We start from the raw sequence: 22,050 nt of genomic DNA, 5'->3' as shown, positions 1-22,050 counted from the left end.
GTCGGGCGGAGGTCAGCGGGCCGGTACGGACTCGACGGAGTCCGCCACGATCGTGACCTGGTTCGAGTCGACGGAGAGGAACCCGCCGGAGACGCGGACCTCGAGGGACTCCCCCTCGCCCGCGATGCGTACCGAGCCCTCCTGCAGCACGGAGAGCAGCGGCGAGTGGTCCGCGAGGATGCCGATCTCGCCGTCCGCCGCGGGGGCCGTGACCCGCTGCGCGCGGCCCGACCAGATCTTGCGGTCCGCCGCCACGAGGTCGACGTTCAGCTGTGCCACGGGAACTCCTTCATGGGCGGTTCATGCCCGGTGTGCTGTCCGGGACGACGCCCGGTCCGCGTGCGGCGGACCGGGTCGGGAGCGACGCCCACGGGGCCGGACCGTACGGCCCGGCCCCGTGCGAGCGTCGGGTCAGGCGCCGTACTCCTTCTGGATGCGGGCCCAGTTGCGCTCGAGGTCCTCGAGGCCACCGATGTTGTAGAAGGCCTGCTCGGAGATGTGGTCGAACTCGCCGTCGGCGATCTTCTTGAACGCCTCGATGGTCTCGCTCAGCGGGACCGTCGAGCCCACGACGCCGGTGAACTTCTCGGCCATGTAGGTGTTCTGGGAGAGGAACTGCTGGATGCGGCGCGCACGCGCGACGACCGTCTTGTCCTCCTCCGAGAGCTCGTCCACACCGAGGATCGCGATGATGTCCTGGAGCTCCTTGTTGCGCTGCAGGATCGACTTCACGCGCGTCGCGACGTCGTAGTGCTCCTGGCCCACGTAGCGCGGGTCGAGGATGCGGCTCGTCGAGGCGAGCGGGTCCACCGCGGGGTACAGACCGCGCGAGGCGATCTCACGGGAGAGCTCGGTCGTCGCGTCGAGGTGCGCGAACGTCGTCGCCGGCGCCGGGTCGGTGTAGTCGTCCGCCGGGACGTAGATCGCCTGGAGCGACGTGATCGAGTGACCACGCGTCGAGGTGATGCGCTCCTGGAGCAGACCCATCTCGTCGGCGAGGTTCGGCTGGTAGCCGACCGCGGACGGCATGCGCCCGAGCAGCGTCGACACCTCGGAACCCGCCTGGGTGAAGCGGAAGATGTTGTCGATGAACAGGAGGACGTCCTGCTTCTTCACGTCGCGGAAGTACTCCGCCATGGTCAGCGCGGAGAGCGCGACGCGAAGACGCGTGCCCGGGGGCTCGTCCATCTGGCCGAAGACGAGGGCGGTCTTGTCGAAGACGCCCGCGTCCTCCATCTCGTGGATGAGGTCGTTGCCCTCACGCGTGCGCTCGCCGACGCCGGCGAACACCGAGACACCGCCGTGGTCCTGCGCGACGCGCTGGATCATCTCCTGGATGAGGACCGTCTTGCCGACGCCCGCACCACCGAAGAGGCCGATCTTCCCACCCTGCACGTACGGCGTGAGGAGGTCGATGACCTTGATGCCCGTCTCGAACATCGTGGTCTTCGACTCGAGTTGGTCGAACGCCGGGGGCTTGCGGTGGATCGGCCAGCGCTCGGTGATCTCGATCGTCTCGCCGGGCTCGGCGTTGAGGACGTCGCCCGTGACGTTGAAGACCTTGCCCTTGGTGACGTCGCCGACGGGGACGCTGATCGGGGCGCCCGTGTCGGTGACCTGCGCGCCACGGACGAGGCCGTCCGTCGGCTTGAGGGCGATCGCACGGATGAGCGAGTCGCCGAGGTGCTGCGCGACCTCGAGCGTGAGCGTGAACGACTTCTCGCCCTCGCCCTGCGACGACAGGTCGATGTCGACGGTCAGCGCGTTGTAGATGTCGGGGATGGCGTCCGCCGGGAACTCGATGTCCACGACGGGGCCGATCACACGAGCGACTCGGCCCACGCCGGGACCGCTGGAGTGCTCGACCTGTGCTTCCACGGTGGTGGCGGTCATTGCTGGCCTCGCTTCGCAGTGCCGGAGTGGTCCCCGGCGGGTTCGGTCAGGATGTCGGTGATGGTGCTGGCCGCGCGGGCCTCGCGGCCCGTCATGACGCCGCCAGGGCGTCGGCACCCGAGACGATCTCGCTGATCTCCTGGGTGATGTCCGCCTGGCGCGCCTGGTTCGCGAGCCGCGTGTAGTTGCGGATGAGGTCCTCCGCGTTGTCCGTCGCGGTGTGCATCGCCCGCTGCCGCGCCGCGAGCTCGGACGCCGCCGCCTCGAGGAGGCAGCTGAAGATCCGGCTGCGGACGTAGCGCGGGAGCAGCGCGTCGAGCACCGCCTCCGGCGAGGGCTCGAAGTCGTACAGCGGGAGCACGTCGTGCTTGCCGGCGGGGGCGACGCCCTCGACGACCTCGAGCGGGAGCATCCGCACGACGCGAGGTCGCTGCGTGACCATGTTGACGAACTGCGTGTAGACGATGTGCAGCTCGCTCACGCCGCCCTCGGCGGCCGGCGCGAGGAAGGCCCCGAGCAGGGTCTCGGCGATCTCGCCGGCGACCTCCGCGTTGGGGGCGTCCGACCCGTACGACCACGTGCCCGCGAGCTCGCGCCCGCGGAACGTGTAGTACTGGATCGCCCGACGGCCGGCCGCGTAGAGCGCGACCTCCTTGCCCTCGGCGGCGAGCCGCTCCACGAGGCGCTCCGTCTCGCGGATGATCGACGCCGAGTAGGCGCCGGCCATGCCGCGGTCGGACGCGACGACGAGCACCGCGACACGGTTGGTGTCCGTGCGCTCGCTCGTCAGCGGGTGCTGCGTCGTCGTGTGCGTCGCGACGGCCGACACCGCCCGGGTGATCGCCCGGGCGTACGGCGCCGCGGCCGCGGTGCGGTCGCGGGCCTTGCCGATGCGCGACGCGGCGATGAGCTCCTGCGCGCGGAACATCTTCTTGAGCGACTGCGTCGACTTGATCCGCTGCTTGTAGACGCGCTGGGATCCGGCCATGCTCAGGCCCTCTTCTGCCGGACGATCTGCTCCTGCTCGATCTCCGTCTCGGTCTCGTCCTCGGTGTCGCCGCCGACGAGCGGCGTGCCGTCACCCTTGAGGAAGCCGGCACGGAAGGCGTCGACCGCCTCCGAGAGCTGCGCCTCGGTCGCGTCCTCGAGCTTGCCCGTCTCGACGATCGTCGAGAAGACGTCCGTGTTGCGGCGCAGGTGGTCGAGCATCTCGGACTCGAAGCGGCGCACGTCCTCGACGGGGACGTCGTCGAGCTTGCCCTTGGTGCCGGCCCAGATCGACGCGACCTGCTCCTCGACGGGGAACGGCGAGTACTGGCCCTGCTTGAGCAGCTCCATGAGGACCGCACCACGCTGGAGCTGGCCGCGCGACGCCGCGTCGAGGTCGGACGCGAACATCGCGAACGCCTCGAGCGAGCGGTACTGCGCGAGCTCGAGCTTCAGCGTGCCCGAGACCTTCTTCATCGCCTTGACCTGGGCGTCACCACCGACGCGCGACACCGAGATGCCGACGTCGACGGCCGGACGCTGGTCCGCGTTGAAGAGGTCGGACTGGAGGAAGATCTGCCCGTCCGTGATGGAGATGACGTTCGTGGGGATGTACGCCGAGACGTCGTTCGCCTTCGTCTCGATGACCGGCAGACCCGTCATCGAGCCCGCGCCCAGCTCGTCCGAGAGCTTCGCGCAACGCTCGAGGAGGCGGGAGTGCAGGTAGAAGACGTCACCGGGGTACGCCTCGCGGCCCGGCGGGCGGCGCAGCAGCAGCGACACGGCGCGGTACGCCTCGGCCTGCTTCGACAGGTCGTCGAACACGATGAGGACGTGCTTGCCGCCGTACATCCAGTGCTGACCGATGGCCGAGCCGGTGTAGGGGGCGAGGTACTTGAAGCCCGCCGGGTCGGACGCCGGGGCCGCGACGATCGTCGTGTACTCGAGCGCGCCGGCCTCCTCGAGGGCGCCGCGGACCGACGCGATCGTCGAGCCCTTCTGGCCGATGGCGACGTAGATGCAGCGGACCTGCTTGGTCGGGTCGCCCGACTCCCAGTTCGCCTTCTGGTTGATGATCGTGTCGATCGCGATCGCCGTCTTGCCCGTCTGGCGGTCGCCGATGATCAGCTGACGCTGACCGCGGCCGATCGGGATCATCGAGTCGATCGCCTTGAGGCCCGTCTGGAGGGGCTCGTGGACCGACTTGCGCGCCATGACGCCGGGCGCCTGGAGCTCGAGGGCGCGGCGGCCCTCCGTCGCGACCTCGCCGAGGCCGTCGATCGGGTTGCCCAGCGGGTCGACGACGCGACCGAGGTAGCCGTCACCGACCGGGACGGAGAGGACCTCGCCCGTGCGACGGACCTCCTGCCCCTCCTCGATGCCGGTGAACTCGCCGAGCACGACGACACCGATCTCGCGGACGTCGAGGTTGAGGGCGAGACCGAGGGTCCCGTCCTCGAAGCGCAGCAGCTCGTTGGCCATCGCGCCCGGGAGACCCTCGACCTGGGCGATGCCGTCGGCGGCCAGGGTGACCCGGCCCACCTCCTCGGACACGGCGCCCTCGGGCTCGTAGGACTTCACGAAGCTGTCCAGAGCGGCCCGGATCTCCTCCGGCCGGATCGTCAGCTCAGCCATTGCTCTTCTCCTGTCGTGGCCGCACCTCGTGGTTCGGGTGCGGTCGAACGTTTGTCGGTTGTGCGGCCGGTGGCCGGCAGGACGGTCGTCGGTCGGAAGGGTGGGCCGGTCAGCTCACGAGACGTCGGCGCGCGTCGGCCAGCCGGGCCAGCACCGTGGAGTCCACGACGTCGGCACCGACCTGGACGCGCATCCCGCCGAGGACGGCGGGGTCGACCGTGACGTTGAGCTGCACGGCCCGCCCGTAGGCCCGCTCGAGCAGCGCCGAGAGGCGGTCGAGCTGTGCCTGCGTGAGCACCGTCGCCGACGTCACGGAGGCGACGAGCCGCTGCCGACGCTCGGCCGCGACCTCACCGATCCAACCCAGCGTCGGGACGAACCGGCGCCCGCGCAGCGCGCGCGTCGCGTGGACCGCGAGCACCTCGGTCGCACGGTCGGCCTTCCCGCCGAGCAGCGCGTGCACGAAGGCGGCGCGACGCTCGGGGTCGATCGTGTCGTCGGAGAGGATCTGCCGTGCCTCGCGCTGCCCGACGAGCGCGCGCGACGTCCGGAAGAGCTCGTCCTCGACCTGCTCGAGCGCACCACGGGACTGGGCGGACGCGAGGACCGCCTCCAGACCGAGGCGCTCGGTCGCGTCCGCGAGGTCGCTCTCGCGCGACCACCGCGACCGGACGAGGCCGGCCATGAGGTCGACGACGCGCTCGTCGAAGCCCGACGCGAGGACGGCCGTGACCAGCGCCGCCTTGTCCGCACCGGAGCGGGACGGGTCGGCGAGCGAGCGCCGCAGCGGCGCCGACTCGTCGAGCGCCGCCGTGACCGCGAAGAGCTGCTCGCCGAGCGCGAGCGCGCTCTCGCCCGCCGAGCGCAGGACCGGCTCGAACCGGTCCCGCGCCTGCGTCAGGGACTCGCCGCTCGTTCCGCGCATCAGCGCTCCTCGGTGCCGGGACCGGTGCCCGCCGCGCTCGCCGCCGCGGGACCCGCGGCCTCGAGCTCGTCGAGGAAGCGGTCGACGACGCGGCTCTGGCGTGCCGAGTCGGCGAGCGACTCGCCCACGATCTTGGAGGCGAGCTCCGTCGCGAGCAGACCGACGTCGTTGCGCAGCAAGACCGCGGCCTGCTGGCGCTCGGCCTCGATCTGGCGGTGCGCCGTCTCGACGATGCGCGCGGCGTCGTCGGACGCCTTGGCCCGCAGGTCGGAGACGATCGCCGAGCCCTCGGCGCGCGCCTCCTCACGGATCTTCGCCGCCTCGGTGCGAGCCTCCTGGAGCTGCTGGTGGTACTCCGCCAGCGCCGCCGCGGCCTCGGCCTGGGCGGACTCCGCCTTGGCCAGACCGCCCTCGATCTTCGCGGTGCGCTCGTCCAGGACCGCCTGGAACTTCGGCAGGACCGCCTTGTAGAAGACGACCGCGATGATGACGAGGACGACGGCCGACCACAGGATGTCGTAGCCGGCGGGGAGGAACAGGTCGATGCCTGCCGGCTCCTCGCCGGTCTCCGCCGCGAGGGTCAGCGCGGCGTCAGCCAGCGCCGTCATCACTGGAAGAGGAAGCCGGCGACGAGCCCGAGCAGCGCGAGCAGCTCGACGAACGCGACACCGAGGAACATGGTGGCGCGGAGCTGGCCGGCGACCTCAGGCTGGCGGGCCATGCCCTCGACGGTCTTGCCGATGAGGATGCCGAGGCCGATGCCCGGGCCGATCGCGGCGATGCCGTAACCGATCGTGTTGATGCTGCCGGAGACCTCGGCGAGGGTGGTGACGTCCACGTGTGCTCGTTCCTTCCGTTGGGCGCCCGACCGGTCGGCCGGGCGTCACATTGAGTGGTGCGTGGTGGGAGAGGGTCGGTCGGGGCGCGCGGTGCGGCCTCGGGTCAGTGCTCCTCTTCGAGCGCGATGTTCAGGTACACCGACGCGAGGAGCGCGAAGATGTAGGCCTGCAGGGCCGCGACGAGGAGCTCGAAGAGCGTGAAGATCAGCCCGCCGGCGAGCGTCAGGACGCCGAAGGCCTTCATCGCGGGGACCGCCTCGAAGACGAAGTACTGCGTCGCGGCGAAGCACAGGACCAGCATGATGTGGCCGGCGACCATGTTGGCGACGAGACGGATCGCGAGCGAGGCCGGCCGGATGATGAGGATCTGGAGCAGCTCGATCGGGGTGACGATCAGGTAGATCGGCGCCGGGATGCCCGGGGGGAAGAGGCTGTTCTTGAGGTAGCCGCCGAGGCCGTGCGCCTTGATGCCCACGGCCCAGTAGGTGACGAGCACCCACAGCGCGAGCAGGAAGGGCAGGCCCATGCGGGCGGTACCGGCCATGTTGAGGCCGGGGATGATGCCCGTGAGGTTGAAGGCGAGGACCGCGAAGAAGATCGTCGTGATCATGGGGACGAAGCGCTTGGCGTGCTCCTTGCCCATGATCTCCTCGACGATCTGGACCCGGACGAAGTCCAGCATCATCTCGATCGCGTTCTGGAAGCGCCCGGGGACCAGGCGCGCCCGACGCGCGGCGACGACGAAGATCGCGAGGAGGACGATCGTGGCCACGATCCGGACGATCCAGATCCGGTCGATCTGGAAGATGGTGCCCTCGAAGAGGATCGCCGGCGGGAAGAAGTCGGCGATGGACGGCGCGTGGAAGCCACCTTCGCTCTCGGATGCAGCGAGGAGCACGGGGGTCGCAAGCGTGGACAGGGTGGACTCCCAATGGTCGTGTGGTCCGGGCAGCCGTCACCCGTGGGTGGGCACGCCGTCGGACCTGGCCGTCATGGATTCGCCAGTAGCCTAACGTATGGATCCGCGTGCTCTCGCCGTTCCCGGCCGCTTGTGACATTTTGCTCATGCTGCGGGACGAGGGTCCCTCCCCCCGCGCGGCGGCCCCGTGGTACGTCGGCGGCGCGCCGGTGGTACGTCAGCGCGCCGCGGGGTCGACGTACGGGATCCGTCCCCTGCTCACGGCCCGGTAGTCGAGCGCGGCGGAGCCGATCACGCCGACGAGCAGCACCCCGGCGAACACCCACCGGTCGTAGAAGTCCATGCCGCGCAGCACGACGAGGACGGCGATCAGCACCACCATCTTGCCGAGCCAGCTCGCCATGACGATCGCGGCCGTCGTCGTCGGGCTGGAGTCGACGGTGCGCAGCATCGTCCAGACCGTGGTCGCGGAGAAGATCAGGGCGACGCCCACGCCCAGGAGCGCGCCCCAGACGCCCGGCAGCCCCGCGACGAGCGCACCGACCGCGACGCCGAGCACGGTCAGCGCGCCGAGCAGCACCAGCACGTCGCGCAGGGCGGTGCGGAACACCGCACGCACGGCGCGGCCGTGCGCGCCGATCGTCTGCTCGACGGGGCCCTCGGTCGCCGTGCTGCCCGACCTGCCGTCCACCGTGCCGTCCGGCCTGCCCTCCGGCCTGGCGTCCGGTCGGTCGTCCGGGCGGGCGGGCTCGGGCTGGCTCGTCGTCATCTCAGGGCTTCCTTCGGCGGGGTGGGGACGGCGGACGACGCGGCCGGGTCGCTGGACCCGGGCGCGGAGGATGTGGGGGGCGCGAGGGCCGGCGGGACGTCGACCGCCGCGGCGGCGTCGTCGTCGAGGAACCGCCCGCGCGTGCGCAGCGGTCCGAGCGTGAGGAGCGCCGCGGCGACGACGGCCCCGGCGAGCCCTGCGGCGACGCCGTGCCAGTGCCACTGGACCAGCGCGACGGCGGCGAACGCGAACACGGCCGTCCACACGTAGAGGATGAGCACGGCGCGCCGGTGCGAGTGCCCGATCGCGAGCATCCGGTGGTGCAGGTGCATGCGGTCCGGGTGGAACGGGGACTTGCCGCGCGCGACGCGGCGCACGACCGCCATGGCCATGTCGAGCAGCGGCAGGAGGATCACCGCGAGCGGCAGGAGGAGCGGGATGAACGCCGGGATCTGCTGCGCCCCGGAGAGCGTGGTCGTGTCGACCCGGCCCGTCACGACGATCGCCGCGGCGGAGAACACGAGGCCGAGGACCATCGAGCCCGAGTCCCCCATGAAGATCCGGGCGGGATGGAAGTTGTGCGGCAGGAACCCGACGCAGATGCCGACGAGGGCCGCGATGACGAGGGTCGCGAGGCTCGAGTAGTCGTCGGCGCTCGCCTTCTGCGTGAGCACGTACGAGTAGAGGAAGAACGCGGCGCCCCCGATCGCGACGAGGCCGGCCGCGAGGCCGTCGAGGCCGTCCACGAAGTTCACGGCGTTCATGGCCACCACGACCACGAGGATCGTGGCGACGAGCTGGAGGCGCGAGGACCAGATGAGCTGCTGCTCCCCGATGGGGATGGGCAGCGTGAACAGCACGACGCCCTGGCTCGCCATGAGCCCGGCCGCGAGCACCTGGCCCGCGAGCTTGGTCATCCAGTCGAGGTCCCAGATGTCGTCGGCGATGCCGAGCAGGCAGACGATCGCCGCGGCGCCGACGATCCCCCAGATCCGGGCGTCGGCGACCATCTGCCCCGCGACCTCGCCGACGAAGACGCTCTCGAGGAAGGGCATCTGTGACGCGAAGACGACCGCCACCACCAGCCCCAGCAGCATCGCGAGACCGCCGAGCCGGGGGGTCGGGATCGTGTGGACGTCGCGGTCGCGCACCGCCGTGATGGCGCCCGTGCGCAGCGCGACCCAGCGCGCGAAGGGTGTCGCGAGGAACGTCACCGCGGCGGCGACGAGCATCACGAGCAGGTAGACCCTCACCCGCCGTTCGCCTCCGGCTCCCCGGCGTCGCCGGAGCCTCGGGTCTCGGCGGGTGCGTCGGGGACGGCAGCCTCGGCGGGCACCGTCTCCGGCGGCTCCGGGGCGGCGTCCGCGGCCGGCTCGTCGTCGGGGCCGAGGACGGGCGCGACCTCGCGCAGCTGCTCGAGCGTCACGGCCCCCTGCCGCACGACGCGCAGCGCGCCGGACGTCGCGTCGACGATCGTGGACGCCACTCCCCCGGGCGCCGTCCCGCCGTCGAGGTAGACGCCGACGGCGCTGCCGAGCTGCTCGCGCGCGTCGTCGACGTGCAGCGCGGCGGGGCGACCCGTCGCGTTCGCGGACGACACGGCGAGGGGCCCGGTGCGGCGCAGGAGCGCGAGCGCGGCCGGGTGGTCGGGCATGCGCAGCGCGACCGTGCCGTGCGTCTCGCCGAGGTCCCACGCGAGCGACGGCTGGGCCCGCAGGATGATCGTGAACCCGCCGGGCCAGAACGCCTCGACGAGGCGGCGCGCGTCGTCGGGCACGTCGGTGGCGAGGCCGTCGAGCGTGCGCGCGTCGGGGACGAGGACCGGGGGCGGCATGTGCCGCCCGCGGCCCTTCGCGGCGAGCAGCGCGGACACCGCCTCGGCGTCGAACGCGTCGGCGCCGATGCCGTAGACGGTGTCGGTGGGCAGCACGACGAGGCCACCGCGGGAGATCGCGTTGACCGCCTCGTCGATGCCGGCGCCCCAGGTGTTCGGGTCGGTCACGGGGTGGACGGAGCTCACGGGTCCATCCTTCCACGCCCGTGCGGCGACCCCGGGTCACCGGCGGCACCGGCTCGTCGTGCCACGACCATGCGGTCGCGGCCCGTGAGGTCCGTCAGGGTGCGCACCTCGACGAACGCGTCCGCGGCGCGGGCGGCCGCGCGCACGTCGGCGGCCTGCACCTCCGCGTGCTCCATGACGAACAGGCCGCCGGGCCGCAGCAGGCGCGCGGCGGCGCGCACGACGGCGCGCGGCACCTCCAGCCCGTCGGCGCCGCGACCGTAGAGCGCCAGGTCGGGGTCGTGGTCGCGGACCTCGGGGTCGACCGGCACCGCGTCCGGCGGGATGTACGGCGGGTTCGACACGACGACGTCGACCGTCCCGTCGAGCTCGGCGAGCAGGGCCGGGTCGCCCACGTCGCCGACGAGCGTGCGCTGGGTGCCCGACCCCACGCGCGCGGCGTTCGCCGTCGTCGCGCGGACGGCGTCGGGCGAGAGGTCGACCGCGACGACGCGCGAGCCCGGCACCTCGACGTCGACGCTGATCCCGATGACGCCCGACCCGCAGCACAGGTCCACGACGAGCGGCGGCCGGTCAGCGCGACCCGGGTCGCCGAGGAGCCGTGCCGCCTCGTCGATCGCGACCTGCGCGACCGTCTCCGTCTCCGGGCGGGGCACGAAGACGTCGTCGAGCACCTCGACCGTGACGTGCCGGAACACGGTGTGCCCGACGATGCGCTGGAGCGGCTCACGCCCTCGTCGGCGCTCCACCGCGTCCGCGAAGTCGGCGAGGAAGCGGTCGGTCGCGCCCGTCGGGAGCGCGGGGGCGAGCGGGGCGTCGCCCGCGGGGAGCCGGTACCACTCGAGGCGCGGCAGGCCGAGGCTCCAGGCCGCGAGGGCCTCCGCGTCGTGGCGCGCGGACGGGACGCCGGCCTCCACGAGGATCCCCTCGGCGGCCCGCACCGCGCGCCGCAGGTCGTCCGCGGTGAGCGCGGCGGGCACGGACCGCTCGGTGCGCGCGTCGCCCATCTCAGGCCTCGCCCGCGGCGGCGAGCCGGGCCGCCTCGTCCGCCTCCACGGCCGAGCGCACGACGGGGTCGAGGTCGCCGTCGAGCACCTGGTCGAGGTTGTACGCCTTGTACCCGGTGCGGTGGTCCGCGATGCGGTTCTCCGGGAAGTTGTACGTGCGGATGCGCTCGGAGCGGTCGACCGTCCGCACCTGGGAGCGCCGCAGGTCCGCCGCCTCCGCGGCGGCCGCCTCCTGCTGCGCGGCGAGCAGACGCGCGCGCAGCACGCGCATCGCCTGCTCCCGGTTCTGGAGCTGCGACTTCTCGTTCTGCATCGACACGACGATCCCCGTCGGCAGGTGCGTGATCCGCACCGCGGAGTCGGTCGTGTTGACCGACTGCCCGCCCGGGCCCGACGAGCGGTAGACGTCGATGCGCAGGTCGTTCGGGTCGATCTCGACCTCGCCCGCGTCCTCGACCTCGGGGAACACGAGCACGCCGGCGGCAGACGTGTGGATGCGGCCCTGCGACTCCGTCACGGGCACGCGCTGGACCCGGTGCACGCCGCCCTCGTACTTGAGGTTGGCCCAGACGCCCTCGGCCGGGTCGGACGGCGTGCTGCGCGCCTTCACCGCGACCTGGACGTCCTTGTAGCCGCCGAGGTCGGAGTCGGTCGACTCCAGGACCTCCGTCTTCCAGCCGCGGCGCTCGGCGTACCGCAGGTACATGCGCAGCAGGTCGCCCGCGAACAGTGCCGACTCCTCGCCGCCCTCGCCCGCCTTGATCTCGAGGATGACGTCGCGGCCGTCGTCGGGGTCGCGCGGGACGAGCACGCGGCGCAGGCGCTCGCGCGCCTCCTCCTCGGTGGCGCGCAGGCCCGGGAGCTCGTCGGCGAACGCGTCGCCGTCGTCGCCGCCCAGCGCGGCGAGCTCGGCCGCGGCCTCGGCGTCGTCGCTCGCCTCGCGCCACGCGCGGTACGCGCCCACGACCTGGTTCAGCTCGGCGTAGCGGCGCCCGAGCGTGCGGGCGCGGCCCGCGTCGGCGTGGACGGCCGGGTCGGCGAGCTGCGCCTCGATCTCGGCGTGCTCGGCCAGCAACGGCACGACGGCGGCGAACGACTCGGTCACGGACGGCTCCTCGGGCGGTACGGCGGTGCGGGACGGCGGTCGCGGCGCGGCGCGCGGGCGCCGGGCGTGCGGTCGCACGCGGGCGCGTCACCGGGTCCGGCGCTCCGACCGGCCCCCGACAACGCGACAGCGCCGGTGGTCCGAGCGCACCGACTGCCCCTGGAGAGGTTGTCGGGCTCGGACCACCGGCGCTGCGGTGCTGCTACTTGTCGGCGTCCTTCTTGCCGTAGCGCGCCTGGAAGCGGGCCACGCGGCCACCGGTGTCGAGGATCTTCTGCTTGCCCGTGTAGAACGGGTGGCAGGCGCTGCACACGTCGGAGCTGATCTTGCCCGACGCCTCGGTGCTGCGCGTCACGAACGTGTTCCCGCAGGTGCACGTCACCTCGGTGACGACGTACTCGGGGTGGATACCAGACTTCACGGTTTTCTCCTTGGGGTGACGTCTCCGGGTCAGGTGCGGCTACCGCACCTGTGAACCGGCGACAGGCGGCCTGACGAGCGCAGGCCGACGAACCATTGTGCCAGAACGCGCGGGGGCCCCGAGAACTTCCCGGGGCCACCCGCCGTCGGTGACCGGGCGACGCGTCAGATCGTGCGGCCGACGTTGTCGTCGTCGGCCAGCCCGCCGGGCGTCGTCTTCTGGACGTGCAGCAGGAACTCGACGTTCGTCTGCGTCTTCTTGAGCTGGCCGAGCAGCAGCTCGATCGCCTGCTGCTGGTCGAGGGCGCCCATGACGCGGCGGAGCTTGTAGATGATCTTCAGCTCGTCCTGCGACATGAGGATCTCCTCGCGGCGCGTGCCGGACGCGTTGACGTCCACGGCCGGGAAGATGCGCTTGTCCGCGAGGTTCCGGGACAGGCGGAGCTCCATGTTCCCCGTGCCCTTGAACTCCTCGAAGATGACCTCGTCCATCTTCGAGCCCGTCTCCACGAGCGCCGAGGCGAGGATCGTCAGGGAGCCGCCGTTCTCGATGTTGCGCGCCGCGCCGAAGAACCGCTTCGGCGGGTAGAGCGCGGACGCGTCCACACCACCGGACAGGATGCGGCCCGAGGCCGGCGCCGCGAGGTTGTACGCGCGCGACAGGCGGGTGAGCGAGTCGAGGAGCACCACGACGTCCTGGCCGAGCTCGACCAGGCGCTTCGCGCGCTCGATCGCGAGCTCGGCGACGATCGTGTGGTCCGACGCGGGGCGGTCGAACGTCGAGGCGATGACCTCGCCGCGGACCGTCCGCTCCATGTCGGTGACCTCTTCGGGCCGCTCGTCCACGAGCACCACCATGAGGTGGACCTCGGGGTTGTTCGCGGCGATCGCGTTGGCGATCTGCTGCATGATGATCGTCTTGCCGGCCTTGGGCGGCGCGACGATGAGACCGCGCTGGCCCTTGCCGATCGGCGCGACGATGTCGATGACGCGCGGCGTGAGACGCGTGGCCTCGGAGTTCTCGAGGCGCAGGCGCTCCTGCGGGTACAGCGGCGTGAGCCGGTTGAACTCCGGACGCTCGCGCGCCTCCTCCGGCGACATGCCGTTGACCGTGTCCAGGCGCACGAGCGCGTTGAACTTCTGGCGCGCGGTGTTGCCCTGGTTCTCGCCCTCGCGCGGCTGGCGCACGGCGCCCGTCACGGCGTCGCCGCGACGCAGCCCGGCCTTCTTCACCTGGCCGAGCGACACGTAGACGTCGTTGTTGCCCGGCAGGTAGCCGCTGGTGCGGACGAACGCGTAGTTGTCGAGGATGTCGAGGATGCCCGCGACGGGGAGCAGGACGTCGTCCTCGTTGACCTCGATGTCGTCGAGGCCCGAGAGGTCCGGTCCCTGGCGGTTGCGGCCGCGCTTGCGGTCGCGGTCGCGACCGCGGTCGCGGCCCCGACGGCGGCGCCCGCCGCGCTCGTCGTCCAGGAGCTGGCGGTCGTCACGGCGGTCGCCCTGACGCTCGCCCCGGCCCTGCTGGCCGGACTGCTGACCGGACTGCTTCTCCGGCTGCTGCTCACGCTGGCGCTCGCCGCCCTGCTGGTCGCGCTGACGGTCGGCGCGCGGCGCGTCGCCGTCGCCCTCGCCCGTGCGCGGGGCACCGGCACCGCGGCCCGCACGGCGCGAGCCGCGCTCGCCCGTGACCAGGCCGACGGCGGCCGCGGCGCGCGCCGCACGCTCGTCGGGCGACTCGTTCGCGGTGTCGCGCGTGCGCACGCCCTCGCCGAGGGCCTCGGCGACCGCGGCCGCGGCCTCCGACCGCGCGTCGCGGCGGCCGTCGCGGCGCTCGCCGCGCTGCTCCGTGCGCTGCTCGTCGGCGCGCACCGGGAGGTCGAGCACGGGAGCGGCGGTGCGCTCCTCGCGGCTCGCGGCCGACGGCGCGTCCTGACGCGTCGCCGGGGAGTCGGTGCCGGCCGCGGGGCTCGCCGCGGGCCGCTCGGCGCGGCGGCTGCGGCCGCGCCCCGAGGCGACGGGCGCCTCGTTCGTCTCACGCGACGCGGCGGTCGCCGCGTCCGTGTCGCGCCGGGACGCGGCGGGGCGCTCGGAGGCACCCTGCTCGCCCGTGCGGGCGCGGATGACGTCCACGAGATCGCCCTTCCGCATCTTGGACGTGCCCTTGACCCCGAGCTGCGACGCGAGCGCCTGCAGCTCCGGGAGGCGCAGCGTGGAGAGCGCGCCGTTCCGGGCGGTACCGCCGGCAGCGGTCGCGCTGCTCGTGGCGGTGTCGATGGTGTCTGTCACGAAGGACCCTTCCCCCTCGTTTGCGTCCGTCTCTCAGAGGGCGGACCGCGGGTGGTCGACGCCCGGCCGTGACGGCCGGTGCGCAGGTGTCACCACGCGTCAGTGGTACGACGACGTCATCTGACGCGGGCTGGATTGCCTTCTCTCGGACGGGCTCTGTCGCGGCACTTCCGCGCTGGAGAACGCTCGACTGCTGATGCGAGAGCGTGACCGAAGGCTGGGACCATCCTAGCACCGGCAGGACAGCGGTCAGAGCCGTTCGGCGACGACCCCGCGCGTGTCGACGTCGAGGCGGCGGACCGACCAGTCCGCGCTCCCCCCGACGAGCTCGTCCGCGACGCCCGCGACCTCGTCGAGGCGCTCCGCGGCGGACAGGACGAGGACCGTGGGGCCGGCACCCGACACCGTCGCCGCGAGCCCCCGCGCACGCAGCGCGCGGACGAGCTCGGACGTGGTCGGCATGACGCCGGCGCGGTACCCCTGGTGGAGCCGGTCGTCGGTCGCGTCGAGGAGCAGGTCGGGACGCCGCGTGAGCGCCTCGACGAGCAGCGCCGACCGCCCCGCGTTGAACGCCGCGTCGGCGTGCGGCACCTGCGCCGGGAGCACCCCGCGCGCGCGGCTCGTCGCGAGCCGGGCCGAGGGGACCAGCACCGTCGCCCGCAGGTCGGGGTGCACGTCGAGCCGGACGGCACGCGCCCCGGCCCCGGGCGTACCGCTCTCCCACGCGACGGTCGCGCCGCCGAGCAGCGCGGGCGCCGCGTTGTCCGGGTGGCCCTCGATCGCGGTCGCGAGGCCGAGCGCGACGTCGTCGTCGAGGACCGACGGGTCGGCGACGAGCGCGCGCGCCGCCACGATGCCCGCGACGACGGCCGCGGCAGACGAGCCGAGGCCCCGCCCGTGGGGGACGCGGTTGACGCACGTCAGGTGCAGGCCCGTCTGCGGCGCACCCGCCACGTCGAGCGCGGCCCGCAGGGCCCGCACCACGAGGTGGGACTCGTCGCCGGGCACCTCTCCGGCGCCCTCGCCCTCGACGTCGACCACGACGTCGTCGCTCGCGAGCGCGCGCACGTCGAGCACGTCGTGGAGCGCGAGCGCGAGGCCCAGCGCGTCGAAGCCGGGGCCGAGGTTCGCGCTCGTCGCGGGGACGCGCACCCGCACGTGGTCCGCGCCGAGCTGCATCAGTCGAGCCCGAGGGCGTCGGCGATGGACACCACGTCGGCGGTCACGCGCGTCGGCTCGACCTCGGTGCCGTCGAGCGTGCGCAGCGCCCACTGCGGGTCCTTGAGCCCGTGACCGGTGACCGTGACGACGATGCGCGCGCCCGCGGGCACGAGCCCGCGCTCGGCGCGCGCGAGGATCCCGGCGACGCCGGCGGCCGACGCGGGCTCGACGAAAACGCCGACCTCGCTCGACAGCACGCGGTGCGCCGCGAGGATCTGCTCGTCGGACACGGCCTCGATGACGCCGCCCGACTCGTCGCGCGCGGCCTCGGCGAGCTCCCACGACGCGGGGTTGCCGATGCGGATGGCGGTCGCGACGGTCTCGGGCTCCGTGATCGGGTGGCCCGCGACGATCGGCGCGGCGCCCGCCGCCTGGAAGCCCCACATCTGCGGCGTGCGCGTCGCGACGGCCGGCAGGCCCTCCCCCGCGTGCCCCGCGGCGCCCTGGCCCGCGTACTCGCGGAAGCCCTTCCAGTACGCCGTGATGTTCCCCGCGTTGCCGACGGGCAGCGCGTGGATGTCCGGGGCGTCGCCGAGCGCGTCGACGATCTCGAACGCGCCCGTCTTCTGGCCCTCGATGCGGTCGGGGTTGACCGAGTTCACGAGCTCGACCGGGTACGCCTCGGCGAGCTTGCGCGCCGCGACGAGGCAGTCGTCGAAGTTCCCGTCGACCTGGAGCAGCCGCGCGCCGTGCGCGATCGCCTGGCTCAGCTTGCCCATCGCGATCTTGCCGTCCGGGACGAGCACCGCGCACGTCATCCCCGCGCGCACGGCGTAGGCGGCCGCCGACGCCGACGTGTTGCCCGTGGACGCGCACACGACCGCCTGCGCACCGCGACCCGCGGCCGCGGAGATCGCCGCCGTCATGCCGCGGTCCTTGAACGACCCCGTGGGGTTCATGCCCTCGACCTTGACGAAGACCTGGGCCCCCGTGCGCGCCGACAGGGCCGGCGCCTCGACGAGCGGCGTGCCGCCCTCGCCGAGCGTGACGATCCGCTCGGACACGTGCGCGGGCAGCCGGTCACGGTACTCGGCGATGATGCCTTGCCACTGGTGGGCCATCAGGCTCCCTCGACTCTCAGGACGGACGTGATCGTGCGGACGGGCTCGAGCTCGGCGACCGCCGCGACGGTGGCCGACAGCGCCGACTCGGGCGCCGCGTGCGTGGTGATGAGGAGCTCCGCGACGCCGGGCTCGGCGACGTCGGCCGCGCCGCGCGCCGTCGGCTGGCGGACCGCCTCGATGGACACGCCGTGCTCGGCGAGCGCGTGCGCGACCTGCGCGAGCACGCCGGGGCGGTCCTCGACGTCGAGCCGCACCTGGTAGCGCGTGACCGCGGCGCTCGGCGGGAGGATCGGGAGCTCGGCGTACGTGGACTCCTGCGGCCCCTTGCCCCCGAGCACGCGGTGGCGGGCGGCGGAGACGACGTCGCCGAGCACGGCCGACGCCGTCGGGGCGCCGCCCGCCCCGCGCCCGTAGAACATGAGCTCGCCCGCGGACTCGGCCTCCACGAACACGGCGTTGAACGAGCCGCGCACGTTCGCGAGCGGGTGCGAGGTCGGCACGAGCGCCGGGTGCACGCGCACGGACACGCCCGCCTCCCCGGTCGCCCCGCCGTCGCGCCGCTCGGCGATGGCGAGCAGCTTGATGACGTGGCCCGTCTGCGCGGCCCACGCGACGTCGTCGGCCGTGACGGCGAGGATGCCCTCGCGCGCGACGTCGTCGAGGGACACGCGCGTGTGGAACGCGAGGCTCGCGAGGATCGCCGCCTTGGCCGCGGCGTCGTACCCCTCGACGTCGGCCGTCGGGTCCGCCTCCGCGTAGCCGAGGTCCTGCGCCTCCCGGACGGCCTCGTCGAGGCCCCGGCCCGTCGTGGCCATCTGGTCGAGCACGTAGTTGGTCGTCCCGTTGACGATGCCGAGCACGCGGCGCACGCGGTCGCCCGCGAGCGACTCGCGCACCGGGCGCACGATCGGGATGGCGCCCGCGACGGCGGCCTCGAAGTAGATGTCCACCCCGGCGGCGTCGGCCGCCTTGTAGAGCGTGGGGCCGTCCTCGGCGAGGAGGGCCTTGTTCGCCGTCACGACGGCGGCGCCGGCCTCGATCGCGCGCAGCAGCAGCGACCGCGCGGGCTCCGTGCCGCCCATCACCTCGACGACGATGTCCGCGCGCTCGACGAGGCTCGCCGCGTCCTCCGTGAGCAGCGACCGGTCCACCGCGGCGTCGCGCGGGGCGGACGCGTCGCGGACCGCGATCCCGACGAGCTCCAGGGGCGCACCGACCCGGGACGCGAGGTCGTCGGCCTGCTCCGTGAGCAGCCGCGCGACCTGGGTGCCGACGACGCCGCACCCCAGCAGGGCGACGCGCAGGGGCGGGTGGGACTCGGCGGCAGACGGCACGACGGACCTTCCTCGGGTGGTCAGGACGGGTGCGGCACCAGGCGCGGCCCGGGTCGTGCCCGGGTGGCTCGGGAGCCGCAGGCACAGGATACGGCGACGCGCGCGCCCGCCCGGGGCGTGCCCACAGGTCGGATGCCGACCCGCGGGCACGACCCGGTGGGCGTCACCCCTCGTCGAGCGCCAGCAGGTCCTCGACGGTCTCGCGCCGCACGAGCACGCGGCTCGCGCCGTCGTGCACGGCGACCACGGGAGGACGCGCCAGCAGGTTGTAGTTCGACGCCATCGAGCGGCCGTAGGCCCCCGTGGCGGGCACCGCGAGCAGGTCGCCCGCCCGCACGTCCCCGGGGAGCTGCACCTCGTGGACGACGATGTCACCGCTCTCGCAGTGCTTGCCCACGACCCGCGCGAGCACGGGCCCGGCCTCGGAGGCCCGGCCGACGACCTCGGCGTGGTACTGCGCCGCGTAGAGCGCGGGGCGGATGTTGTCGCTCATGCCGCCGTCCACCGACACGTACGTGCGCACGCGCCCGTCGTCGAGGGTCACGGGCTTCACCGTGCCGACCGTGTAGAGCGTGAGGCCGGCCGGCCCGACGATCGCGCGCCCCGGCTCGATCGAGAACCGCGGCAGCGGCGTGCCGAGCTCCGCGGCCACCGCCTCGACCGCGCGCGCGACGTCCTTCGCGACGCGCTCCGGGTCGAGCGCGACGTCGCCCGGGAGGTACGCGATGCCGTAGCCGCCGCCGATGTCGACCTCGTCGACGAGGACGCCCGAGCGGGCCGCGAGCTGCGCCCGCAGCTCCAGCACGGCGCGCGCCGCGACCTCGAAGCCCGAGGGGTCGAGGATCTGGGAGCCGATGTGCGAGTGGATCCCGAGCAGGTGCAGCTCGGGGCGCGCGACGACGTCGAGCAGCGCCGCCATCGCCGGGGAGTCGCCGGCCGCGCCGCCGTCCGCGGGGCGGGGCGCGGCGATCGACAGCCCGAACTTCTGGTCCTCGTGTGCGGTCGAGATGTACTCGTGCCCGCCCGCGTGGACGCCCGTCGTCACGCGGACCATGACGGGCGCGACCACGCCGCGCTCGCCCGCGAGCCGCGCGACGCGCTCGACCTCGACGAGCGAGTCCACGATGATCCGGCCCACGCCCTCGTCGAGCGCCCGGCCGATCTCGGCGTCGGACTTGTTGTTGCCGTGCAGGCCGATCTCCGGGCCGGGGACGCCGGCGCGCAGCGCGACGGCGAGCTCTCCCCCGCTCGCGGTGTCGACGCGCAGGCCCTCCTCGCGCGCCCAGCGCGCGACGGCCACGGTGAGCAGCGCCTTGCCCGCGTAGTACACGTCGACGTCCGACCCGACGGCGCGGAACGCCGTCTCGAACGCCGTCCGGTACGCGCGCGCCCGGGCGCGGAAGTCCGCCTCGTCGAGCACGTACGCGGGCGTCCCGTGCTCGGCCGCGAGGTCGTGGACGTCGACGCCCGCGACCTCGACCGCGCCGTCGTCCCGGCGCCGCACGCCGCGCGACCACGGCTCGCCGGGGTGTCCCGGCAGGCTCGTGCTCACATGCGCTCCGGCGCGCTCACGCCGAGCAGCCCCAGGCCGTTGGCGAGGACCTGGCGCACCGCGTCGTTGAGCCAAAGGCGCGTGCGGTGCGTGTCCGTGACCTCCTCGTCCGGGTACGGCAGCACGCGCTGCGACTTCTGCTGGTACCACGTGTGGTAGTCGCCGGCCAGGGCCTCGAGGTAGCGCGCGACGCGGTGCGGCTCGCGCAGCTCGGCCGCCTGGGCGACGATGCGCGGGAACTCGGTGAGCCGCCCGACGAGCGCCGCCTCGCTCGGGTGGTCGAGCAGCGCGGGCTCGAACCCGTCGGCGCGCGCGACGCCGCGGTCGGCCGCGTTGCGGTCCACCGCCGCGGTGCGCGAGTGCGCGTACTGCACGTAGTAGACGGGGTTCTCGTTCGTCGCCCGCGCGAGCAGGTCGAGGTCGAGGTCGATGTTCTGGTCCGCGGACGAGCGCGCGAGCGAGTAGCGCGCGGCGTCGACGCCGACGGCGTCCACCAGGTCCTCCAGCGTCACGACCGTCCCGGCGCGCTTGGACATGCGCACGGGCTGGCCGTCCTTGACGAGGTTGACCATCTGCCCGATGAGGAGCTGCAGGTTCTTCCCCGGGGTGTCGCCGAAGGCCGCGCAGACCGCCATCATGCGGCCGACGTACCCGTGGTGGTCGGCGCCGAGCATGATGATGACCTCGTCGAAGCCGCGCTCGCGCTTGTCGAGGTAGTAGGCGATGTCGCCCGCGATGTAGGCCGCCTCGCCGTCGGACTTGATGACGACGCGGTCCTTGTCGTCGCCGAAGTCGGTCGTGCGCAGCCAGGTCGCGCCGTCCTTCTCGAACATGTGACCGGACGCGCGCAGGCGCTCGACTGCGCGCTCGACGGCGCCCGACTCGTGCAGCGAGTCCTCGTGGAAGTAGACGTCGAAGTCGACGCCGAAGTCGTGGAGCGACGCCTTGATCTCGCCGAACATGCGCTCGACGCCGCGCGCGCGGAACACCTCCTGCGCCTCGGCGTCCGGGAGCGTGCGCGGGTCGGGGTCGCCCGCGGCGAGGGCGTCGGCGACGACCGCGTCGGCGATCTCGGTGATGTACTCGCCGCCGTACCCGTCCTCCGGCGCCTCCTGGCCGCGCGAGCGCGCGAGGAGCGAGCGCGCGAAGCGGTCGATCTGGGCGCCGTGGTCGTTGAAGTAGTACTCCCGCGTCACGTCCGCGCCGCTCGCCTCGAGCACGCGCGCGAGCGAGTCGCCGACGGCGGCCCAGCGGACGCCACCGATGTGGATGGGCCCGGTCGGGTTCGCGGAGACGAACTCGAGGTTGACCTTCTTGCCCGCCGCGGAGTCGCCGCGCCCGTACGCCGGGCCGGCCTCGACGATGGTGCGCGCGAGCTCGCCCGCGGCGGCCGCGTCGAGCGTGATGTTGAGGAAGCCGGGGCCGGCGACGTCCACGGCCCGGATGCCCGGGTGCGCGGCGAGGCGGCGCGCGAGGTCCTCGGCGAGCGCGCGCGGCGTCGTGCCCGCCTTCTTCGCGAGCTGCAGCGCGACGTTCGTGGCCCAGTCGCCGTGCTCGCGCTGGCGGGGTCGCTCCACGTGGACGCGCTCGGGGACCGCGGTCGGGTCCAGGGCGAGGGTGCCGTCGGCGACGGCGGCGGCCAGGGCAGCGCTCAGCGCTTCGGAGAGCTCGTCGGGGGTCACCGGGCGATTCTACCGAGGCGCGGGGGCCGTCCGTCGCGCCATTTCACCGCCGCCCGTCCCGCCGCGCCGGGGCCCCGTCCCGCCGCGCCGGGGGCCGGGCCCGCTCCCCCGCGTCTCCGCGCCGGGCCGGAGCACCGGGGCGGCGCACCCGGTCGGCAGCCGGCCGCGCCGGGTCCGCGCACCCCCTGCGGGCTGGTAGTCTCGTGCATCGCGTCGGCGGTCACCGTCGGCGCTCGCCCTCGTAGCTCAGTGGATAGAGCGTCTGCCTCCGGAGCAGAAGGTCGTAGGTTCGAATCCTATCGAGGGCACCCGCACCGCTCCCACGAGCCCGGCCCGCCTCGCGCGGCCGGGCTCGCGCCGTCTCCGGGCCCGCTGCGCGAGGTCCCGCCACG

General features: G+C 73.6%; 20 protein-coding genes and 1 tRNA gene. 1 reads left to right on the top strand and 20 read right to left on the bottom strand.

Translation table 11 applies throughout. The features are described 5' to 3' along the window. Positions 1-12: 12 nt before the first annotated feature. The 20 genes from ACPCUX_RS04695 to argS all read right to left on the bottom strand — a co-directional run bounded on the left by ACPCUX_RS04695 (position 13) and on the right by argS (position 21,658). A complete protein-coding gene (locus tag ACPCUX_RS04695; protein ID WP_021480887.1) occupies positions 13-279 on the bottom strand; it encodes a F0F1 ATP synthase subunit epsilon in 267 nt (88 codons plus the stop codon). 132 nt (positions 280-411) lie between these two features. Then, positions 412-1,893 (bottom strand): F0F1 ATP synthase subunit beta, encoded by a 1,482-nt coding sequence (gene atpD / locus ACPCUX_RS04690; RefSeq protein ID WP_021480886.1) that lies wholly within the window; start codon positions 1,891-1,893, stop codon positions 412-414. A gap of 91 nt (positions 1,894-1,984) precedes the next feature. After that, positions 1,985-2,881, bottom strand: a complete 897-nt coding sequence (locus tag ACPCUX_RS04685; RefSeq protein ID WP_021480884.1) for a F0F1 ATP synthase subunit gamma — start codon at positions 2,879-2,881, stop codon at positions 1,985-1,987. 2 nt (positions 2,882-2,883) lie between these two features. Then, on the bottom strand, positions 2,884-4,515 hold the full coding sequence (atpA, locus tag ACPCUX_RS04680; protein ID WP_034653508.1) for a F0F1 ATP synthase subunit alpha: 1,632 nt from the start codon (positions 4,513-4,515) through the stop codon (positions 2,884-2,886). Positions 4,516-4,624: 109 nt separating this feature from the next. Beyond that, on the bottom strand, positions 4,625-5,440 hold the full coding sequence (locus tag ACPCUX_RS04675; RefSeq protein WP_043655661.1) for a F0F1 ATP synthase subunit delta: 816 nt from the start codon (positions 5,438-5,440) through the stop codon (positions 4,625-4,627). Then, positions 5,440-6,048 (bottom strand): F0F1 ATP synthase subunit B, encoded by a 609-nt coding sequence (locus ACPCUX_RS04670; protein ID WP_423388249.1) that lies wholly within the window; start codon positions 6,046-6,048, stop codon positions 5,440-5,442. Before ACPCUX_RS04670 ends, ACPCUX_RS04675 begins: the two co-directional genes overlap by 1 nt. Next, positions 6,048-6,278, bottom strand: a complete 231-nt coding sequence (locus ACPCUX_RS04665; protein ID WP_021482769.1) for an ATP synthase F0 subunit C — start codon at positions 6,276-6,278, stop codon at positions 6,048-6,050. Before ACPCUX_RS04665 ends, ACPCUX_RS04670 begins: the two co-directional genes overlap by 1 nt. 104 nt (positions 6,279-6,382) lie before the next feature. After that, positions 6,383-7,177, bottom strand: coding sequence for a F0F1 ATP synthase subunit A (gene atpB, locus ACPCUX_RS04660; RefSeq protein ID WP_021482770.1), 795 nt, complete (start codon positions 7,175-7,177; stop codon positions 6,383-6,385). Positions 7,178-7,415: 238 nt separating this feature from the next. Beyond that, positions 7,416-7,967 carry a hypothetical protein gene (locus ACPCUX_RS04655; protein ID WP_253705644.1) on the bottom strand — a complete coding sequence of 184 codons (552 nt, stop codon included), beginning with the start codon at positions 7,965-7,967 and terminating at the stop codon, positions 7,416-7,418. Next, positions 7,964-9,220 carry a glycosyltransferase family 4 protein gene (locus tag ACPCUX_RS04650; protein ID WP_085387555.1) on the bottom strand — a complete coding sequence of 419 codons (1,257 nt, stop codon included), beginning with the start codon at positions 9,218-9,220 and terminating at the stop codon, positions 7,964-7,966. The genes ACPCUX_RS04655 and ACPCUX_RS04650 overlap by 4 nt, the downstream gene beginning before the upstream one ends. Further along, positions 9,217-9,987 (bottom strand): L-threonylcarbamoyladenylate synthase, encoded by a 771-nt coding sequence (locus tag ACPCUX_RS04645; protein ID WP_081600066.1) that lies wholly within the window; start codon positions 9,985-9,987, stop codon positions 9,217-9,219. Before ACPCUX_RS04645 ends, ACPCUX_RS04650 begins: the two co-directional genes overlap by 4 nt. Beyond that, entirely contained in the window at positions 9,984-10,994 is a 1,011-nt protein-coding gene (gene prmC, locus ACPCUX_RS04640; protein WP_423388248.1) for a peptide chain release factor N(5)-glutamine methyltransferase, read from the bottom strand. Before prmC ends, ACPCUX_RS04645 begins: the two co-directional genes overlap by 4 nt. A gap of 1 nt (position 10,995) precedes the next feature. Continuing rightward, on the bottom strand, positions 10,996-12,099 hold the full coding sequence (gene prfA, locus ACPCUX_RS04635; protein WP_043655669.1) for a peptide chain release factor 1: 1,104 nt from the start codon (positions 12,097-12,099) through the stop codon (positions 10,996-10,998). Between the two features lie 202 nt (positions 12,100-12,301). Beyond that, positions 12,302-12,520, bottom strand: a complete 219-nt coding sequence (gene rpmE, locus ACPCUX_RS04630) for a 50S ribosomal protein L31 (RefSeq protein ID WP_021483241.1) — start codon at positions 12,518-12,520, stop codon at positions 12,302-12,304. A 164-nt stretch (positions 12,521-12,684) separates the two neighbouring features. Next, entirely contained in the window at positions 12,685-14,805 is a 2,121-nt protein-coding gene (gene rho, locus ACPCUX_RS04625) for a transcription termination factor Rho (RefSeq protein WP_137281212.1), read from the bottom strand. A gap of 249 nt (positions 14,806-15,054) precedes the next feature. Next, positions 15,055-15,984 (bottom strand): homoserine kinase, encoded by a 930-nt coding sequence (thrB, locus tag ACPCUX_RS04620; RefSeq protein WP_043658744.1) that lies wholly within the window; start codon positions 15,982-15,984, stop codon positions 15,055-15,057. Then, the gene (thrC, locus tag ACPCUX_RS04615; RefSeq protein WP_171468197.1) at positions 15,984-17,087 is read right to left on the bottom strand and encodes a threonine synthase; all 1,104 of its coding nucleotides are present in this window, start codon (positions 17,085-17,087) and stop codon (positions 15,984-15,986) included. Before thrC ends, thrB begins: the two co-directional genes overlap by 1 nt. Then, complete coding sequence (locus ACPCUX_RS04610; protein WP_086150772.1) at positions 17,087-18,424, bottom strand: homoserine dehydrogenase; 1,338 nt, start codon at positions 18,422-18,424, stop codon at positions 17,087-17,089. Before ACPCUX_RS04610 ends, thrC begins: the two co-directional genes overlap by 1 nt. Positions 18,425-18,587: 163 nt before the next feature. Beyond that, entirely contained in the window at positions 18,588-19,976 is a 1,389-nt protein-coding gene (lysA, locus tag ACPCUX_RS04605) for a diaminopimelate decarboxylase (protein ID WP_423388247.1), read from the bottom strand. Beyond that, the gene (gene argS / locus ACPCUX_RS04600; protein WP_415296609.1) at positions 19,973-21,658 is read right to left on the bottom strand and encodes an arginine--tRNA ligase; all 1,686 of its coding nucleotides are present in this window, start codon (positions 21,656-21,658) and stop codon (positions 19,973-19,975) included. The genes lysA and argS overlap by 4 nt, the downstream gene beginning before the upstream one ends. A gap of 235 nt (positions 21,659-21,893) precedes the next feature. Between argS and ACPCUX_RS04595 the strand changes: the two genes are divergently transcribed. Continuing rightward, positions 21,894-21,966: transfer RNA gene (locus ACPCUX_RS04595), tRNA-Arg, on the top strand. Positions 21,967-22,050 lie beyond the last annotated feature (84 nt).

Source organism: Cellulosimicrobium sp. AB352, assembly GCF_049538415.1.
GTDB lineage: Bacteria > Actinomycetota > Actinomycetes > Actinomycetales > Cellulomonadaceae > Cellulosimicrobium > Cellulosimicrobium funkei.
This window is presented reverse-complemented; position numbering and strand designations above follow the sequence as displayed.

Coding starts and splice junctions, on each gene's coding strand:
- ACPCUX_RS04670 (WP_423388249.1), bottom strand. CDS start 6,048: ATGACGGCGCTGGCTGACGCCGCGCTGACCCTCGCGGCGGAGACCGGC.
- ACPCUX_RS04685 (WP_021480884.1), bottom strand. CDS start 2,881: ATGGCCGGATCCCAGCGCGTCTACAAGCAGCGGATCAAGTCGACGCAG.
- atpA (WP_034653508.1), bottom strand. CDS start 4,515: ATGGCTGAGCTGACGATCCGGCCGGAGGAGATCCGGGCCGCTCTGGAC.
- thrB (WP_043658744.1), bottom strand. CDS start 15,984: ATGCAGCTCGGCGCGGACCACGTGCGGGTGCGCGTCCCCGCGACGAGC.
- ACPCUX_RS04675 (WP_043655661.1), bottom strand. CDS start 5,440: ATGCGCGGAACGAGCGGCGAGTCCCTGACGCAGGCGCGGGACCGGTTC.
- atpD (WP_021480886.1), bottom strand. CDS start 1,893: ATGACCGCCACCACCGTGGAAGCACAGGTCGAGCACTCCAGCGGTCCC.
- thrC (WP_171468197.1), bottom strand. CDS start 17,087: ATGGCCCACCAGTGGCAAGGCATCATCGCCGAGTACCGTGACCGGCTG.
- prmC (WP_423388248.1), bottom strand. CDS start 10,994: ATGGGCGACGCGCGCACCGAGCGGTCCGTGCCCGCCGCGCTCACCGCG.
- ACPCUX_RS04655 (WP_253705644.1), bottom strand. CDS start 7,967: ATGACGACGAGCCAGCCCGAGCCCGCCCGCCCGGACGACCGACCGGAC.